This window comes from Nonomuraea cypriaca (assembly GCF_015645445.1).
GTDB classification, from domain to species: Bacteria; Actinomycetota; Actinomycetes; order Streptosporangiales; family Streptosporangiaceae; genus Nonomuraea; species Nonomuraea cypriaca.
The window spans coordinates 1-16218 of record NZ_JADOGI010000232.1 but is presented as its reverse complement, the minus strand read 5'-3'; the positions used below and the strand labels follow the sequence as shown (position 1 = coordinate 16218).

Genomic DNA, 16218 nt, shown 5'->3' with positions numbered 1-16218 from the left:
CCGTACTCCCGCCCCAGAAACCCGAACCCCTTCCACACGCCCGGCCCAGAAACCCCAAAGCCCCCTCCGCACGCTCGGGACAGGAAGGGCCTCTAACACCCGGCGCAGGAACCTGAAGCTTCTCCGCACGCCTCCAGAAAACGTGCTCGGCCCAGGAACGCCAGCCCTCCCCTTACGCCCGGCGCAGGAACCTGGATTCCCTCCGCCCGCAGGAACGCCGGCCCTCTTCGTACACGTAGGAAGGCGAACCCACTTGGTTCGCCCGCAGGAAGGCGAACCCGCTTGGTTCGCCTAGCCCCGTTTCCGCCACGCGCCGCATCGTCGCAGGTCAGCCGCTACAGCAGCCTTACCGTTGTGAGTGATTGGCGCAGGTCGGCGGCGGTGAGGTGCGGAAAACGGGTCTAGCGGAGGAATGCGAACCACCGACCGGCCCTTTGGTGACAGTCCGTGATGGTGAATCCGCTTTCCCGGGCCAGCGTGGGCGCGTCGGAGGCCGAGACTCGTCCCCATCGGAACCAGGAGCCGGTCACTTCACCGTGGCGCAGCCGTACCCGTTCGGCCACGCTGGGCGTGCCCGGCGCCGCGACCTCGGCGATCACCTCACCGCCGGGCCTGACGAGCTCGCGCATCCGGCGCAGCAGGGCCGCCGGGTCCCCGCCGATGCCGATGTTGCCGTCCGCCAGCAGGGCCGTCGCCCAGCGCCCGCTGCCCGGGACGCGCCCGAACACGTCCCGGCACAGGGCCAGGCCGCCCGCCTCCAGTGTCAGCCGTACGGCGTGCGGGGTGACGTCTATGCCGAGCACCGCGACGCCACGCGCGGCGAGAGCCACCGTGAGCCTGCCCGGTCCTGAGCCGACGTCGAGCGTGGGGCCCGTACAGCGGGACAACATGGCCTCGTCGCCGTCGATGGGTTCCAGCCAGCGCATGGCGGCGAGCGGCTCACGGCGGCCGTCCTCGTACTCGATGTCGATCTCGGCGCCGGTCAGCGACTCCGCGTAGAGCTGGCCGATCACCTGGCGGCCCCCGCGCCGAGGCGGGCCAGGACGGCGGCGAACCGCGTGTGCGGCGCCTGCTCGGCGACCACGCGGGCGTCCGCGGCGTCGTCCACGTCGGTGAGGCACGGCAGCATCGCCACGGACAGCCCGCGCAGGCGGCGCAACTGGGCGGCCCCCGTGTCGGGCCTGGACATGGGTACGCCGAGCAGCCGGGCGGGGTCGGGGCGCCGCAGCCCGAGCAACCAGAACCCGCCGTCGGCCGCGGGGCCGAACACCGCGTCGTGGCCGGTCAGGGCTTCGGCGGCCTGGACGAGGAGAGCTGGGGTGAGCTGGGGGGTGTCCATGCCGACGAGGAGGATGGGGATCGGGCGCCGGGCGTGAACGTCCTCGAACGCCCACGCGAGACGCTCATCCAGCGTGTCCCCGCGCTGCCCGATCACCTCGAAGGCACCGCCCGCGCCCAGAGCACCAGCCCCGTCCAAGCCGCCGGCCGCGTCAGAGGCGCCGGCCATGTCCGAGGCGCCGCCCCTGTCGAAGGCACCGCCCGTGTCCGAGGCGCCGCCCCTGTCGAAGGCACCGCCCGTGTCCGAGGCGCCGCCCCTGTCGAAGGCACCGCCCGTGTCCGAGGCGCCGCCCGTGTCGAAGGCACCGCCGCCGTCCGTGTCCAAGGGGTCGACCCAGTCAAATGCAGGGCCCATGTCCAAGGCGTCGGCGAGCGGTCCCAAAGCGGGGTCGCCGGTGTGGGTGTCGGCGTGGAAGCCGGGAACGTCGTCGATGGCCAGCACGCGGGCGGCGGCGGGCGTGGCGGCTACGGCGGCCAGGGTGTCGTACAGCGCGCCCGCGGCCAACTCGGCCGCCTCGGCCGGGGTGTACGGCGGCGTCAGCCGGGTCTTCACACGACCCGGCCGCGGTCGCTTGGCGAGCACGACGATCTGCGTGCGGTCGTTCATACTCCGGCACGCTAGATCAACAACAGGTGATCACCTCTTACGTGCCGGTTACGGCACCCCCAGGCCCCCTGCTGTTGGCACGGCCCCTGACTTCGGCGATCCCGTTCCTGACCTCGACACCGAAAGGCTGTGCGTAGGGCTTGGGTTCTCGCGGACAGCCGTGCGCCCGAACCCACACGGATGGCCCGGGAGCCGGCGGGCTCCCGGGCTGTGTCCGGCCGTTATTCGGCCTTCCGCGCCGTTCGTTCTGCCGCCGGCGCCGTGCTTCCTGCTGTCAGCGCTGGGCCTGGAACATCCAGTGCTGTTTGTCGACGTCCTGGGCCACCGCGATGAGCAGGTCCTGGGTGACCGGGTCGGGCTCGTCCGTGGTCCGGACGCGCTCGTGCATGCGCTTGCTGATGCCGTCGAGGATGTCGGTGATCGTCGCCACGACCTTGCCGTCCTCCAGCCAGCCGCTCTCGAGCTGCCCGAGCTTGGTGGACCTGGCGACCGTGGCGGAGCGGCCGTCCGGGTTGATCCCGAGGGCGACGGCACGCTCGGCGATGGAGTCCATGTGGGTCCTCGCCAGCTCGGTCACCTCGTCGAGTTGGAGGTGGATCGGGCGGAAGTGGGAGCCGATGAGGTTCCAGTGCGCCTGCTTGGCCACCAGCGAGAGGTCGATCAGGTCGACCAGGGCACCTTGCAGGGCATCCGCGACGACGTTCTTGGCATCGCCCGAAATCGGGCCGGTGATTGCAGCCATGTCCGTAGTTCCTCCCCGTCTGTCGGAGTTTTCCCCCAAAGAGAGAACGCCATACGGAGGCACATTTCTTCCGATCAATCTGTCATTGACAGTGTAATAGTGACAGTGTCATTCTGGAGGTATGAGCGACACCTGGACCATCGGCGAGTTGGCCGACCGCGCGGCGCGGACGCTGCGCGACGGCGCGACGCCGCTCAACGGCCGGGTCCGCGACGTGCCCGGGGACCGACTGATCAGGTGGTACACGACCATCGGGCTCGTGGACCCGCCCCTGACGAGGCGCGGCAGAATCGCCCGGTACGGACGCCGCCACCTGTTGCAACTCGTCGCCGTCAAACGCATGCAGGCGGCGGGCCACTCGATCGCCCAGATCCAGGTGGCACTGGCCGGAGCGACGGACACGATGCTGGAGGCCGCGGCAGGCGCGTTCAACGACGCACCCATGACGGACGCGCCCCTCGAGGGTCACTCGCCGACCGGTACGTCACTAACCGACCCACCGCTCACGGGCCGGCCACTCGACGGCCCCCGGCCCGGCGACCCGCGCCCCGGCGATCGGCGGTCCGGCAACCCGGCACTCTGTGATCCGCAGCCTGGAGACCCGGCATTCGCCGGTCCGGCGCTCGACGATCCGCGACAGGTGGTCACGCCGTCGCTGGACGGCCATCCTGAACCGGACGCCGAACCACCGCGAAACGCCGCGGGACGCCCAGGAAGCCGGCACGGGCGAGTGCGTACGGCCGAGCCCGGCGGTGCGGCCCCCGGCGACGAATCAGGACTCGGCAGAGGTCCGGCCCGTGGCCGCTTCTGGGCCGAGCACCCGGGCAGGGGGCGCGCACGCAATCCTGAGTCACCAGGCGACGCGGTCACGCCCGGCGGACCGATCGAGACACCAGGTCAGAAAAAATCATCGGGCCACCCAACCGAAGCACGTGCGACGGACCGGGGTGCCCTGCCTGGGATGATCGCGGGTGTGGTGCTGGACGACGGAGTGAGATTGGTGCTGGACGCGGGACGTGTGCTGTCCCGCGACGACGTCGAGGCCTTGCGAGCGGCGGCGGGCCCGCTGCTCGCGGTGCTCGAAGAGAGGGAGCTGCTGTGACCTTCTCAACGCGACCGAAGCCGGGGGCTTCCAGCCTCGCGGGTGGATCTTCCTGCTTCACCGGACCACGCCGTCGCCGCCTTCACGGATCGGGTCTTACCAGCCCTCCACCGGCGTTTCACCACTCCGCCGGCCCGGCGGCGAGGGCCCCGCATGTCATACGGACGGCGGCTCGGTCATCACCACCTCCGAGGACCAAACCGATCTCTGCGGCACCGCGCCGCTTTTCCTCCCCACGGATCGATCCGGGGGTCTCCACACTCAAGGAGGAGCGATGAACGTCACTTCGCTGGAGCCCGCCCGGTGCCTGCCGGTGCCGGACGCCGGATTCGGCGCGCTGCTGACCGAACGCGGCAACCTGCCGCTGGAGAGCGTGGACGTGGCCGCCGACATCTCCGGGCTGATCGCCGGAGTGGAGGTCACGCAGGGCTTCATGAACCCGTTCGACGTCACGCTGGAGGCCACGTACGTCTTCCCGCTCCCCGACCGGGCTGCGGTCACCGGCTTCCGTATGGAGGCCGACGACCGGGTGGTCGAGGGCGTGCTGAAGGAACGCGGCCAGGCCAGGGCCGACTACGACCAGGCGCTGCGCGAGGGCAGACGGGCCGCGATCGCCGAGGAGGACCGGCCCGACGTGTTCACGATCAGGGTGGGCAACATCCTGCCCGGCGAGCACGTCTCGGTCCGGCTGACGATGAGCCAGCCGCTGCCGTACGAGGACGGCGCGGCCACGTTCAGGTTCCCGCTCGTCGTGGCGCCGCGCTACATCCCGGGCAACCCGATCGACGGGACGCCCGCCGGTGACGGCGCCGCGCCCGACACCGACGCGGTCCCGGACGCTTCCAGGATCAGCCCGCCCGTTCTGCTGCCCGGCTTCCCCAACCCGGTGCGGCTCGCGCTCACCGCGAGCGTGGACGCCGCCGGGCTGGAGCTGCGCGAGCTCGCCTCCAGCCTGCACGTGGTCGAGGAGGAGGGCCACACGGTACGCCTGCGCCCCGGCGAGCGCCTCGACCGCGACTTCATCCTGCGCCTGTCGTTCGACGCGTCGACCTCGCTGCAACTCGACGGCGCGGGCACGTTCGCGCTCACCGTCGTGCCGCCGCCGTTCCAGGCCACGCGTACGCCGCGCGACCTGGTGCTGGTGCTCGACCGCTCCGGCAGCATGGGCGGCTGGAAGATGGTCGCCGCGCGGCGTGCCGCGGCGCGGATCGTCGACACGCTGACGCCGCAGGACAGATTCGCGGTGCTGACGTTCGACTCGGTCGTCGAGGAGGCGTTCGAGGGGCTCGTGGAGGCGTCCGACCGCAACCGCTACCGCGCCGTCGAGCACCTCGCCAGGGTCGACGCCCGCGGCGGCACGGAGCTGCTGGCGCCGCTGCGCCGCGCCATCACGCTCCTCGGCGCCCGCGACGAGCGGGAACGCGTCGTGGTGCTGGTCACCGACGGCCAGGTGGGCAACGAGGACCAGATCCTGGAGCAGGCAGGCGGCGCGCTGTCGGCCACGCGCGTGCACACGGTGGGCATCGACCGGGCCGTGAACGCCGGCTTCCTCGGCAGGCTGGCCGGTCTCGGCGCGGGCCGGTGCGAGCTGGTCGAGTCGGAGGACCGGCTCGACGCGGCCATGGAACAGATCCACCGCAGGATCGGCGCGCCCCTGGTGACCGACCTCTCGCTCAAGGGCCTGGAGGTCGAGCCCGGCACGGTCACGCACCTCGGCTCGATCTTCCCTGGTGTCCCGCTGAGGGTGTACGGGCGCTACCGCGACGGCTCGTCGCTGACCGTGCGCGGGATGGCGGCCGGCGGCCCGTGGGAGGAGCACGTCGCCGGCATGACGGTGGAAAACCCGGCCATCCGCGCCGTGTGGGCCCGCGCCCACCTGCGCGAGCTGGAGGACCGGTACGCCATGGGCGAGCACGACCTGGAGTCCGAGATCGTGCGCACGTCTTTGGAACACGGCGTGCTGTGCCGCTTCACCGCGTACGTGGCGATCGACATCAGGCAGGTCGCCGAGGGCGGGCCGGAGCACCGTGTCATCCAGCCGGTCGAACCGCCGAGTGGCTGGGAGCCGCCGCAGGCCGGGTCGATGATGGGCGGATTCGCGGCCCAGGCGATGACCATGGCCGCGCCCGCGGCCGGGCCCCGGATGCGGGTGCCCGCACCCGGCTTCAACGCGGCCGCCGACGAGTTCCTGGCCGGCGGCCCTGGGGACGTCACCGGGCGGGCGCCGTCGATGCCCGCGCCGGCGGTGCCTGGGGCCATGCCGGGCGGGCCCGGGTTCGGCCGGTCGCCGCGGCCGGCCCATCGGCTGGAGTCGATCAAGCCGCAGTTGGTGGCCGAGCTCGACCGGCTCAAGGCGCTGCCCGCGCCCGATCTGCTGTATCTGGCCGACCTGGGCTCGCGGCTGGCGGCGCTGGCGGCGTACCTCGGCGGGAACGAGGAGCTGGAGACGCTGGCGCGCGAGCTGGAGGCGGCCGAGCGGCCGGGCGCGGACGCGCGGACGCTGCACGACCGCGCCGTCGAGGTACTCACGGCGCTCACCGGCGGCCAGGCTCCACCGTCGACCGGCCAGGCTCCGCCCTCGACCGGCCGGCGCTCCTTCTGGAAGCGCGCCTGACCGGACGCGTGTGGCCCGCCTCCTTCTGGAAGCGCGCCTGACGGCGGAGGCGTGTGGCCCGTCCCGGGGACCTCCCGGGGCGGGCTACACGATCGGAGTCCACTCCTTCAGCAGTACGATCTCGCAGCCGCCCGCCGCCGTGTACGGGTCCCGCCCGATGATCTCCCGCAGTTCGGCCTCGTCCGCGACCTCGTAGACGTGCGGCGCTCCGGTGTCGTCCGCCCAGGGACCGCGGTCGTGCGCGACGTGCCCGCGCGGGTGGCCCGCTGGCTGGTACGCCGGTGCGCGAACGGCCGGGTGCCCCTGCACGCAGGCCAGGCGGGACTGGGCGCCGAGATCGGCGCGACCAGGGTGAGCGTCAACCGGGCCCTGCGCGGGTTCGAGCGCCGGGGCGTGATCGAGATCGGCACGGGCGAGGTGATCGTGCTGGACCGGGCGGCGCTCGCCGGCCTGGTCACGTGAGGACGCGCGGGCTCCTACGCTGGACGGGTGAGCGTACTCGTCCTGGACGGCGGCCTGTCCACCCATCTCGAGCGGCTCGGCGCCGATCTCGGTGACGAGCTGTGGTCGGCGCGGCTGCTGCTGGAGGAGCCGGAGCTGATCAGGCAGGCACACGCCGACTACTTCGCGGCGGGCGCCGACGTGGCCACGACCGCCAGTTACCAGGCCACGATCCCGGGGTTCGTACGACGCGGGCTCGACGTTTCTGGTGCCGAGCGGCTGATCAGGCTGTCGGTGGAGCTGGCCGGGCAGGCGCGGGACGCGGCCGGTCGCGGGCTGGTGGCGGCCTCGGTCGGCCCGTACGGCGCCTACCTGGCCAACGGCGCCGAATACACCGGCGACTACGACCTCGACGAGGACGGCCTGTACGCCTGGCACCTGCCGCGGTGGGAGATCCTCGCCTCGGCCGGAGCCGACCTGCTGGCGTGCGAGACGATCCCGTCCTACCCGGAGGCGCGGGCGCTGGCCAGACTGCTGGCCCGCACGCCGGGGATCAAGGCGTGGGTGAGTTTCTCCTGCAGGGACGGCGAGCGACTCAACGACGGCACCCCGATCCGCGAGGCGGCCGCGTTGTTCAGCGGCGACCCGCAGGTGGTGGCCGTCGGCGCCAACTGCACGGCGCCCCGGCACATCCGCGGGCTGATCTCGTGCCTGTCCGGCCGGCTGCCCGTCGTGGTCTATCCGAACTCGGGCGAGACCTGGGACGCCGCCGGCCACCGCTGGCTGGGCCTGACCGATCCGGTGGAGTTCGGCCAGGCCGCGAAGGAGTGGCGGCGGGCGGGCGCGTCCCTGATCGGCGGCTGCTGCCGGACGACTCCTGAGCACATCCGCCAGATCCGCACCCAGGCCGGAGACTAGGCGGAGACCACTGCGGCGTGAGATCGCAAGACAGCGGCGTGAGACCGCTGGGCGGAGACGGCCGCGGCGTGAGACTGGAGGCTAGGCGGAGACGACCGCGGCGGCGCGGCGGCGGGCGAGCAGGCCGTCGAGTGCCAGGGCGCCGCCGCCCGAGAAGCCGACCGCCAGGCTGCCCGCGGCCAGCGCGAGGACGAACTCGTAGCCGCCCTCCCCGGCGCTGAAGCCGCTCGCGCCGTGCACGAACACGATCGCGCCGATCATGTCGATCGCCAGCAGCGTGCTCACGACGGGCAGCGCCGCGCCCAGGACCAGCGCCAGGCCGCCCGCGACCTCCAGCACCGCCACCGCGGGCGCCGCCACGCCGGCCAGCGGGATCCCGGCGGACTCGAAGAACTCGACCGTGCCCGCGAGGCCCATCGTGACGAACTTCTGGTAGCCGTGGACGAAGAAGATCACCCCGATGGCGACCCTCGCGAGCAGCAGTGCGACGGGGCGCGTCTGGTCCAGCATGTGTCCTCCCTGAAGGTCGTTCAGTTTTGAACAACAACTCTAGCTCAGGAAAGTTCAAATCTGAACAACAAGTACACTGAGACCGTGACGGACCCCCGATGGCTGGACGCGACGGAGATGGCGGCGTGGCGCGCCTTCCTGGCCACCGCCCACCTGCTCGAGCGGCGCATCGAAGAGCAACTCAAGGCCACGGCCGGCCTGACCCACCCCCAGTACGAGATCCTCGTACGCCTCGCCGCCGCCCCCGATCGCCGGCTGCGCATGACGGAGCTGGCCAGGGGCGTGGTGGTGTCGAAGAGCGCGCTGACGTACCAGGTCGACCGGCTGGAGAAGGCCGGTCTGGTGGAGCGGGCCACCTGCCCGTCCGACGAGCGCGGCGTGCTGGCGGTGCTGACCGAAGCGGGCGCGCAGTGCCTGGAGCGGGTGGCGCCCGGCCATCTGGAGATCGTGCGGGCCTATCTGATCGACCGGCTCAGCCGCGCGGAGCTGCGGGCGATGACCAGTGCCATGCGGAAGACGGAGCAGGCCCTGCGGGCGTGAGCGGGGGCGCGGTCACTTCGCCGCGGCGGCGGCGCGGGCGGCGCGTTCCATCTCGATCTTGGCGCTGGTCGCGTACTTGTCGACGTACTCCTGCCCGGACAGCTCCATCAGCGCGTACATGATCTCATCCGTCACCGCACGCAGCACCAGGCGGTCCTCCTCCATCCCGTAGTAGCGGGAGAAGTCGAGCGGCTTGCCGAACCTGACGCCGGGCCGGATCCCCAGTTTGGGCAGCAGACGGCCGGGGGGCATCATCTCGTAGGTGTTGACCATGGCCCACGGGATGACCGGCACCCGGGACTCCAGGGCGAGCCTGGCCACCCCGGTCTTGCCCTTGTAGAGGCGCCCGTCGGGCGAGCGGGTGCCCTCGGGGTAGATGCCCAGGATGTGGCCCTCGCGCAGGACGCGCAGCCCGGTGCGCAGCGCCGCCTCGCTGGCCTTGCCGCCTGAGCGGTCGATCGGCACGGTGCCGACGCCGCTGAAGAACAGCCGCGTGAAGAAGCCCTTGACGCCGCTCCCGGTGAAGTAGTCGGCCTTGCCCAGCGAGATCACCTTGCGGCGGATCTGCAACGGGCCGAAGAAATGGTCGGCGAACGACAGGTGGTTGCCGGCCAGGATCGCCGGCCCCTGCCTGGGCACGTTGTCCCCGCCCTCCGTCCACGGCCTGAAGACGAGGCGGAGGAACGGCCCCAAGATGGCCTTGACCACCCAGTAGAACACCCCGGCACCTCTTCTCCAGCACGTTGTCGGCGACCAGAGTCATCTTCCCATCTCGAACGTCATGCTCCTACATCTGCTCTCGCACAAACACCCCGGAACATGCGACGATCGGGCAGTTCCGGATGAATTTGCCGCAAGGTTTGCCGGAATGAATTTTGCCGGAATGAAACTGCATGGAGGAGCTGTTATGCCGCTCATGCCAGGCGCTGAGCCCTACCACCACGACGCGGGTCCGGTAGGCGTGCTGCTCTGCCACGGGTTCACCGGCACTCCGCAGTCGCTGCGGCCGTGGGGGGAGTTCCTGGCCGGGCACGGGGTGAGCGTGTCGCTGCCCCGCCAGCCTGGGCACGGCACGAAGTGGCAGGAGATGAACCGGACGCGCTGGGAGGACTGGTACGCCGAGGTGGAGAAGGCGTTCGCGGACCTCCAGGGCCGCTGCCCCGACGTGTTCGTGGCGGGGCTGTCGCTGGGCGGCTGCCTGGCGCTGCGGCTCGCCGAGGTGCACGGCACGGCGATCAGGGGCGTGATGACGGTCAACCCGTCGATCGCGAACGACGTGCCGCTGCTGAAGCTCGCTCCCCTGCTCAAATGGTTCGTGCCGTCGGTGCCCGGCGTCGCGGGCGACGTCAAGAAGGCAGGCGTGACCGAACTGGCCTACACTCGCACCCCGGTGAAGGCGGCGGCGTCGCTGCCCGGCCTGTGGTCGCTGGTGCGGGCCGACCTGGCGAAGGTGACACAGCCGCTACTGGTCTTCCACAGCACGGAGGACCACGTGGTGAAGCCGGCGAGTGTGGCGATCATCCGCGCGAGGGTCCCGCACGCCACGATCGAGGAGCTTAGCGATAGCTATCATGTTGCGACGCTGGACAACGATGCCGACAGGATCTTTGCCGGGAGCCTCGACTTCATCCGAACCCATGCCTCGGTACCCTTGCAGAGGGACTGATCGCACCCAGGGGGAAGTCGCGATCGCTGTGGAGAGGCCCATCTAGGTGACGCCCCAGAGTGACGAGGACGAGGTCTGGCGGCAGATCGTCGCGTCCTTCAACGAGACGGCCGAGCGCGACTCGGCCGACCAGCCATGGCCGGACAGCGAAAACGTCCCCGCCGAGCCCGTCCGCCGGGTGGTGAAGCCCTCAGAAGGACTCGAGGGTTTCGAGGAGCTCGAGGACACGGCCGAGCGGGACCCGGACGGCGAACGGGACGGCGCGGAGGACGAGGGCCACTTCGAGCCACCGCCGCCGCCCCCTCTGCCCAAGCTCGACCTGGCGACCAAGCTGGCGTGGGTGGCCCTGTTCGGCGGGCCCGCCTACCTCCTGGTCGCCGCGATGGCGAGCTGGCACATGGAGGGCTGGGCGCTGTTCACGGCGGTGGCGGCGTTCATCGGCGGGTTCGTGGCGCTGGTGGTCCGCATGGGCGACGACCGGCCCAACGACTCCGGCTGGGACGACGGCGCAGTGCTCTAACGGCCCCGACGGCGACCCAGACGGCGACCCGGACAGGCGGCTGCGACAGCGGCTAGGACTTCGAGGTGCTGACCTTGGGCGCGAACGACTCCACGACGTCGGTGTAGCGGTCGGCCGCGTCGACCGCGTGCCCCACCGCCCAGACCGCGCTCTTGCCCGCCAGGTAGGCCACCGCCTGCAGGCGTACGCTGCTCCTGCCCTTCTTGGCGCCGCCCCTGATGACGTCGCACTCGCCCTTCTCGCAGCGCATCATGAACGGCTCCGCCGCCCGCTCGGGGTCGTAGCCGGCCATCCAGTAGCGGCCCTTGCCGTCACCGGTCACGCCGTAGAGCCGGGCGCCGGAGCCGGGCAGCCCCAGCTCGCGCCAGCGCTTGCCGTTCCAGGTCAGCACGAGCGGGGCGATGTCGCCTGGACCGTGGTAGACGCCGCCCACGGCGATCGCCCGCTTGGCGCTGTCGACGTGGATGTCGCGCAGGTAGCCGCCGCGGATGGAGGGCAGCGGCATGGACTTCCACGAGCCGCCCGAGTAGTGCACGACGAGCGGCTCGGTGCCGGTGTCGCCGACGGCGAACCCCTCCGCCACCGCGTAGAGCGCGCCCGGCTCCTTCGTCTCCTCCACCGTCCAGGTGTTGCCCTGGCCGGTGAGGATGAGCCCCTGCCTGTCCCGGCTGCCGACCGCCACGACCCGGCCAGGCCTGGCGTCGACGCCGCCCAGCCAGTCACCGGCCCGCAGTCCCTGCGGCCTGACCCTGTCGAACCCGCCCGCGTCGCCATGCGCGAGGTACGGCAGCCCGTCGTGCCCGTCGCCGACCGCCCACACGTCGGAGGACCCGGCGGCGGCCAGCCCGCGCAGGTTTCCCGCGGCCGTGGCGTCGCGCACGCCCACCTCGGCCCAGCGGGCGCCGTTCCAGTGGCGGATGGTGCCGCGGTTCTTCCACACGTCCCAGATCTCCTGCTGGCCGACCGCCCACACGTCGTTCTGCGAGAGCGCGAGCACGTCGGAGAGCGAGCCGTCGGCGTCGAGGCGCACGCTGGTCGACTGCTGCCACGCCTCTATCGTGGCGGGACGGGGATCGGCATGCGCGGCGGGCGTGACCTGCGACAGGATCACGAACGTCGCCAGGATCAAGGAGAGCGCACGCCGCCGAAAGCGACGGGTCATGAGCAAATGCTACGGGCTGAACGGCCCTTCTTGCCCATTAGTGCCCAACTCGCAACTCCGCGATGACCGGGAGATGGTCGCTGGCCCCGGCAAGATCGGCGATCCCCGCGTCCACTCCCCCGCACGAGACGACATCCGTCTCACGGCCGGCGAACACCCCGTCGATGCGTACGGACGGCTGCGCGGCGGTGAACGTCAGCCCGTCGCCCTTGGGCGCCACCGCGTAGCAGTCGGCCAGCCGGCCGGCCAGGTAACGCCAGGCCGGCTGATGTGCCTGCTCGTTGAGGTCGCCGCCGAGCACGATCGCCGCCCCGAACCTGGCGGCGGTGCGTTCCATCAGCGTCATCGCCTCGGCCGCGTGGTGCACCCTGGCGGGGTCGTTGAGGTCGAGGTGGAGCGAGCCGACGGCCAGCCGCACCCCCTCGGCCTCCACCACGGCGATCGCCAGGCCGCGCAGCTCCAGGCCGAGGAAGACGCGCAGCGCGTGGCTCCGGGCGTACAGCGTGGTGACGCGCGGGCCGATGAGCACCGCCACGCCGCCGAGCCGGCCAGGGGTGGCCACCCGCAGCCCGGCGCTCGCGGCCAGCCGCCTGCGCCTGGTCCGCCAGGCGTACAGTCTGGGCGCCTCCTGCACGCAGAGCACGTCGGCCCGCATGGCGGTGACGACCCTGCCCAGAGCGGGAACGCTGTCACGCATCCCGCGTACGTTGTACGTGCCGACCCGGATCGTCACGCGCGGGGCTCTAGCGCTGCCTGGCCAGGTCGGCGGCGCCCACCACGCCCGCGGAGGCGCCCAGTTCGGCCAGCCGGATCTCGGCCAGCGGCCGGTGCCCCTGACCGGTGAGCCGTTCGGCGAAGGCGGCGCGGGCCCGGTCGATGAACAGGTCGGCGGCGCGCGACACGCCGCCGCCGACGATGAAGCAGCCCGGGTCGAGAATGGCCGCCAGGTCGGCCATCCCCTGGCCGAGCCAGTCGGCCAGGCTGCCGAACGCGGCCAGCGAGGCGTCGTCGCCCAGCCGGGCGGCCTCGGTGACCTCCTCACCCTCGATCTTGCCGCCGGCCAGCCCGAGCAGGATCCCGGCCCGCTCAGGGGCGGCGGCGGCGATCTCTCTGGCGTCCTTGACGAGGGCCTGGCCGCTGGCGTACTGCTCCCAGCAGCCGACGTTGCCGCAGCCGCACAGCCGCCCGCCGGGGAGGACCTGCATGTGGCCCAGCTCGGCGCCCATGCCCCAGCGGCCCCGGTAGAGTGCGCCGTCGAAGACCAGGCCGCCGCCGATGCCCGTGCCGAGCGTCAGGCAGACCACGTGGGACTGGCCGCGCCCGGCGCCGAACCTGGTCTCGCCCCAGGCCATGGCGTTGGCGTCGTTCTCGATCACGACCGGCAGGCCGACCAGGCCGCTGATCTTCTTCTGCAGCGGCTCCTCGCGCCAGGCGAGGTTGGGGGCGAAGCGCACCATCGACCTGGTCTCGTCGACGAACCCGGCAGCGCCCACCCCGACGGCCTCGATCTCCCGGCCGGCGGACAGCTCGCGGACGACGTCGGCCACCGTCTCGGCCACCAGGTCGGGCCGGTCGGCGGCGGTGGGCCGCAGCGTGTGCACGACGATCTCACCCTTGTCGTCGACCACACCCGCGGCGACCTTGGTCCCGCCGATGTCGACACCGATCGTGAGCATGCCCTCTTGTCTCCCTATCCCAGATCTATGTGTTCCACGTCATCGCGGCGGTCGCGCTCGTCGCGCGGCCGGCGGGGGGCCGGCCTGCTCAGCACGTCGAGCGCGTCCTTGAAGGCGGCGAACAGCTCCCCGCCCGCGGCCACCAGATGCCCGGTCACGTCGGAGCCTGACTCCCGCTGCGCCGCGATCGCCCGGCAGACCGGGCAGGCGCGGCAGATGTACTCGTCGTGGGAGTCGGACACGGCCTCTTCCCACACGTCCCGCTCCCTGCGGCCGCCTCCGCCGGTGAACGAGTTGAAGACGGTCTTGCCGACCTGACGGGTCGCCCGCCCCTGGATCGAGTCGAGCAGCTTGCGCGCCTCGTCCGCGACGGTCCCGATCGGGTCTCGGTCGTTGTTCTCGGTCATGTGGCCCTCCCTGCGTATGGGGTCGCTCATCCTCCTCAACTCATCAGGTTGCGGATTAGCTCCCCCACCTGAACCGTAATCCAGACCCGCTCACGTCGGGCCGCCGTCCGCGGCCCAACGTACGCGGAGCACGCCGTCGCGGAGCTCGGCCGTACTGATCTTCCTGCGCGCCAGAGACACGGGCAAGGCCAGGATCCTCCGGTACGGCCCCGCGGTGACGATCAGCTCGTCTCCCTTGCGGGCCAGGTCCACGTCGCCGCGGCCGGCCCCGGGCAGGGCGAGGGTCAGCTCGTCGGAGGTCATCCGCAGCGGCGGCGGGGCGGAGGAGGCCGCGAACGGGTCGGACTCGCCGTAGATCGACGCGCCCAGCTCGGCCAGCGCGCTCTCGCCGACCGGCTCGGCGGGCAGGTAGGGGACGACGTGGATGGGCAGCGGCGCGAACGACTGCTCGGCCTCGGAGAGCAGCCTGGACTGGGCCGCCACCCACTGGGCGCGCCACTCGTCGGCGCCGTCCGAGGGGAAGACGCGGTTGGCGATGACGGCGTCGACGCGGTAGCCGTACAGGTTGAGCGAGGTGAGGGTGCGCCGGGCCTCGGCCAGCACCACCGACTCCGGCGTCAGCACCAGGCGGACGGAGGCCTGGTCGCCGGTGAGCAGCTCGCGCACCTCCATCAGGCCGCGGTGGAAGCGCTCGGCGGCGCTCATGACGTCCTCGCCCGGCGCGCTGACGTGGGCGACGCCGCGCACGAACGGCGCGACCAGCCGTACGACCTTGCGGCCGACCGGCATGAGCCTGGTGACGTGCCAGTCGAGCGCCTCGGGCAGGGCCAGCAGCCGTAGCGTCTCCGCGGTCGGCGCGCAGTCGACCACGATCACGTCCCAGCGGTCCTCGCGGGCGTGCTCGCGCAGCTCCAGCAGGGCGATGACCTCCTCGGCGCCCGGCAGCACCGTGATCTCCTCGGAGGTGATCTCGTCGAGGCCCAGCTCGGTCAGCACGCCCTTGGCGTAATCCTGCAGCTCGCCCCAGTGGCGCTCCAGCGTGCGCTGCGTGTCGACCTGGTGCAGATGCAGCCCCGGCGCGACCTCGCCGGGCTCGACGGCGAGCGCGTCGGCCAGCGAGTGGGCCGTGTCGGTGGAGACGATCAGCGTCTTGAGCCCGCGTCTGGCGGCCAGCGTGGCGGTCGCGGCGGCGGCCGTGGTCTTGCCGACGCCGCCCTTGCCGGTGAAGAGCAGGACCCGCGGGCTCAACTCGGGCGGCCTTCTACGCGGTTCTTGAGTCCCTTGAGCGCGGTGTCCACGATCACCTTCTCGGCCTTGCGCCTGATCAGTCCTATCATGGGGACGCTGAGGTCGACCGTCAGCTCGTACGTCACGTCCGTGCCACTGCCCGTCTCCGACAGCTGGTAACTACCCCGCAGGTCGGAGACCATCTTCCCGGGCTCGACGACCTGCCAGCGCACGCCGCCCGCGCCGTCCCAGGTGTAGCCGAGGGTGTAGGAGTCGCTGATCGGCCCGGCGTCGAGAACGAACCGCACCGCCTGCGGCAGGCCGTCCGCGCCGGTGCTGAGGACCTCGGCGCTCTTGACCTGCCCGGCCCATTCCGGGTAGGCGGGGAAGTCCGCGATGACCGCCATGATCTCGGCGCGGCCCGCGCCGATGGAAGTGCTCGAACTGGTGCGATCAGCCATGCGACCACCGTAATGCACAATCCACGACTTGGGATGGACCGCCGGACGTGGCCAACTTTACCGGTCACGTCACCATTCGAGGACGAAGGGGACGCCCTTGCCCCGGAAGTGGCCGACGTTCACACATTCGGTACGTCCTACGCGGGTGCGCGCGCGAAGGGGGTTGTGCACGTGGCCGAACAGGGCGTAGCGCGGCTGCGTACGCCTGATCGCCTCCAGGGTCGCCTCGCTGCCGCGCTCGAACCGCCTGGCCACCACGTCGTACAGCAGTTCGGGCAGGGCGGGCG

The 16218-nt window shown here is 71.8% G+C and carries 20 protein-coding genes; 7 read left to right on the top strand and 13 right to left on the bottom strand.

Annotation, left to right across the window (positions count from 1 at the left end; all coding sequences use genetic code 11):
* Positions 1-401: 401 nt before the first annotated feature.
* From ITP53_RS45355 to ITP53_RS45340, 3 genes are all read right to left on the bottom strand, one after another.
* A complete protein-coding gene (locus tag ITP53_RS45355) occupies positions 402-1013 on the bottom strand; it encodes a methyltransferase domain-containing protein (protein WP_195901671.1) in 612 nt (203 codons plus the stop codon).
* On the bottom strand, positions 1010-1945 hold the full coding sequence (locus tag ITP53_RS58545; protein ID WP_236051916.1) for a TIGR04282 family arsenosugar biosynthesis glycosyltransferase: 936 nt from the start codon (positions 1943-1945) through the stop codon (positions 1010-1012). The genes ITP53_RS45355 and ITP53_RS58545 overlap by 4 nt, the downstream gene beginning before the upstream one ends.
* Before the next feature lie 274 nt (positions 1946-2219).
* Entirely contained in the window at positions 2220-2687 is a 468-nt protein-coding gene (locus ITP53_RS45340; protein WP_195901670.1) for a Dps family protein, read from the bottom strand.
* A gap of 121 nt (positions 2688-2808) precedes the next feature.
* Here ITP53_RS45340 and ITP53_RS58540 point away from each other — a divergent pair, with 121 nt between their 5' ends.
* Together ITP53_RS58540 and ITP53_RS45330 are read left to right on the top strand one after the other, a co-directional pair.
* Entirely contained in the window at positions 2809-3789 is a 981-nt protein-coding gene (locus tag ITP53_RS58540) for a helix-turn-helix domain-containing protein (RefSeq protein WP_236051915.1), read from the top strand.
* A 274-nt stretch (positions 3790-4063) separates the two neighbouring features.
* Complete coding sequence (locus ITP53_RS45330; protein ID WP_195901669.1) at positions 4064-6403, top strand: VIT domain-containing protein; 2340 nt, start codon at positions 4064-4066, stop codon at positions 6401-6403.
* 84 nt (positions 6404-6487) lie between these two features.
* On the opposite strand, the gene ITP53_RS56525 is transcribed toward ITP53_RS45330, so the two are convergent.
* Positions 6488-6712 carry a YciI family protein gene (locus tag ITP53_RS56525; RefSeq protein ID WP_207757343.1) on the bottom strand — a complete coding sequence of 75 codons (225 nt, stop codon included), beginning with the start codon at positions 6710-6712 and terminating at the stop codon, positions 6488-6490.
* On the opposite strand from ITP53_RS56525, the gene ITP53_RS56520 reads away from it, so the two are divergent.
* Together ITP53_RS56520 and mmuM are read left to right on the top strand one after the other, a co-directional pair.
* The gene (locus ITP53_RS56520) at positions 6701-6865 is read left to right on the top strand and encodes a helix-turn-helix domain-containing protein (protein ID WP_207757342.1); all 165 of its coding nucleotides are present in this window, start codon (positions 6701-6703) and stop codon (positions 6863-6865) included. The genes ITP53_RS56525 and ITP53_RS56520 overlap by 12 nt on opposite strands.
* 27 nt (positions 6866-6892) lie before the next feature.
* Positions 6893-7762: a homocysteine S-methyltransferase gene (gene mmuM, locus ITP53_RS45320; protein ID WP_195901667.1), complete on the top strand. Its 870-nt coding sequence runs from the start codon at positions 6893-6895 to the stop codon at positions 7760-7762.
* An 81-nt stretch (positions 7763-7843) separates the two neighbouring features.
* Here mmuM and ITP53_RS45315 read toward each other — a convergent pair whose 3' ends face one another.
* Positions 7844-8272, bottom strand: a complete 429-nt coding sequence (locus tag ITP53_RS45315; RefSeq protein ID WP_195901666.1) for a DoxX family protein — start codon at positions 8270-8272, stop codon at positions 7844-7846.
* An 84-nt stretch (positions 8273-8356) separates the two neighbouring features.
* Between ITP53_RS45315 and ITP53_RS45310 the strand changes: the two genes are divergently transcribed.
* Positions 8357-8812: a MarR family winged helix-turn-helix transcriptional regulator gene (locus ITP53_RS45310; RefSeq protein ID WP_195901665.1), complete on the top strand. Its 456-nt coding sequence runs from the start codon at positions 8357-8359 to the stop codon at positions 8810-8812.
* A 12-nt stretch (positions 8813-8824) separates the two neighbouring features.
* Here the strand turns inward: ITP53_RS45310 and ITP53_RS45305 are convergent, their stop codons facing one another.
* Positions 8825-9532 carry a lysophospholipid acyltransferase family protein gene (locus ITP53_RS45305; RefSeq protein ID WP_195901664.1) on the bottom strand — a complete coding sequence of 236 codons (708 nt, stop codon included), beginning with the start codon at positions 9530-9532 and terminating at the stop codon, positions 8825-8827.
* A gap of 187 nt (positions 9533-9719) precedes the next feature.
* Between ITP53_RS45305 and ITP53_RS45300 the strand changes: the two genes are divergently transcribed.
* Positions 9720-10478, top strand: coding sequence for an alpha/beta hydrolase (locus ITP53_RS45300; protein WP_195901663.1), 759 nt, complete (start codon positions 9720-9722; stop codon positions 10476-10478).
* Between the two features lie 46 nt (positions 10479-10524).
* A complete protein-coding gene (locus tag ITP53_RS45295; RefSeq protein WP_195901662.1) occupies positions 10525-10998 on the top strand; it encodes a hypothetical protein in 474 nt (157 codons plus the stop codon).
* A gap of 52 nt (positions 10999-11050) precedes the next feature.
* On the opposite strand, the gene ITP53_RS45290 is transcribed toward ITP53_RS45295, so the two are convergent.
* From ITP53_RS45290 to ITP53_RS45260, 7 genes are all read right to left on the bottom strand, one after another.
* A complete protein-coding gene (locus tag ITP53_RS45290) occupies positions 11051-12160 on the bottom strand; it encodes a hypothetical protein (RefSeq protein WP_236051914.1) in 1110 nt (369 codons plus the stop codon).
* 37 nt (positions 12161-12197) lie between these two features.
* Entirely contained in the window at positions 12198-12893 is a 696-nt protein-coding gene (locus ITP53_RS45285; RefSeq protein WP_195901661.1) for an endonuclease/exonuclease/phosphatase family protein, read from the bottom strand.
* A gap of 10 nt (positions 12894-12903) precedes the next feature.
* On the bottom strand, positions 12904-13836 hold the full coding sequence (locus ITP53_RS45280; protein WP_195901660.1) for an ROK family glucokinase: 933 nt from the start codon (positions 13834-13836) through the stop codon (positions 12904-12906).
* Between the two features lie 14 nt (positions 13837-13850).
* Positions 13851-14243 carry a DUF5304 family protein gene (locus ITP53_RS45275; protein ID WP_195901659.1) on the bottom strand — a complete coding sequence of 131 codons (393 nt, stop codon included), beginning with the start codon at positions 14241-14243 and terminating at the stop codon, positions 13851-13853.
* Between the two features lie 90 nt (positions 14244-14333).
* Entirely contained in the window at positions 14334-15491 is a 1158-nt protein-coding gene (locus ITP53_RS45270; protein WP_195901658.1) for an ArsA family ATPase, read from the bottom strand.
* Positions 15488-15931 (bottom strand): SRPBCC family protein, encoded by a 444-nt coding sequence (locus ITP53_RS45265; RefSeq protein ID WP_195901657.1) that lies wholly within the window; start codon positions 15929-15931, stop codon positions 15488-15490. The genes ITP53_RS45270 and ITP53_RS45265 overlap by 4 nt, the downstream gene beginning before the upstream one ends.
* 69 nt (positions 15932-16000) lie before the next feature.
* A partial coding sequence (locus tag ITP53_RS45260) for a metallophosphoesterase family protein (RefSeq protein ID WP_456238115.1) occupies positions 16001-16218 on the bottom strand: 218 nt, incomplete at its 5' end.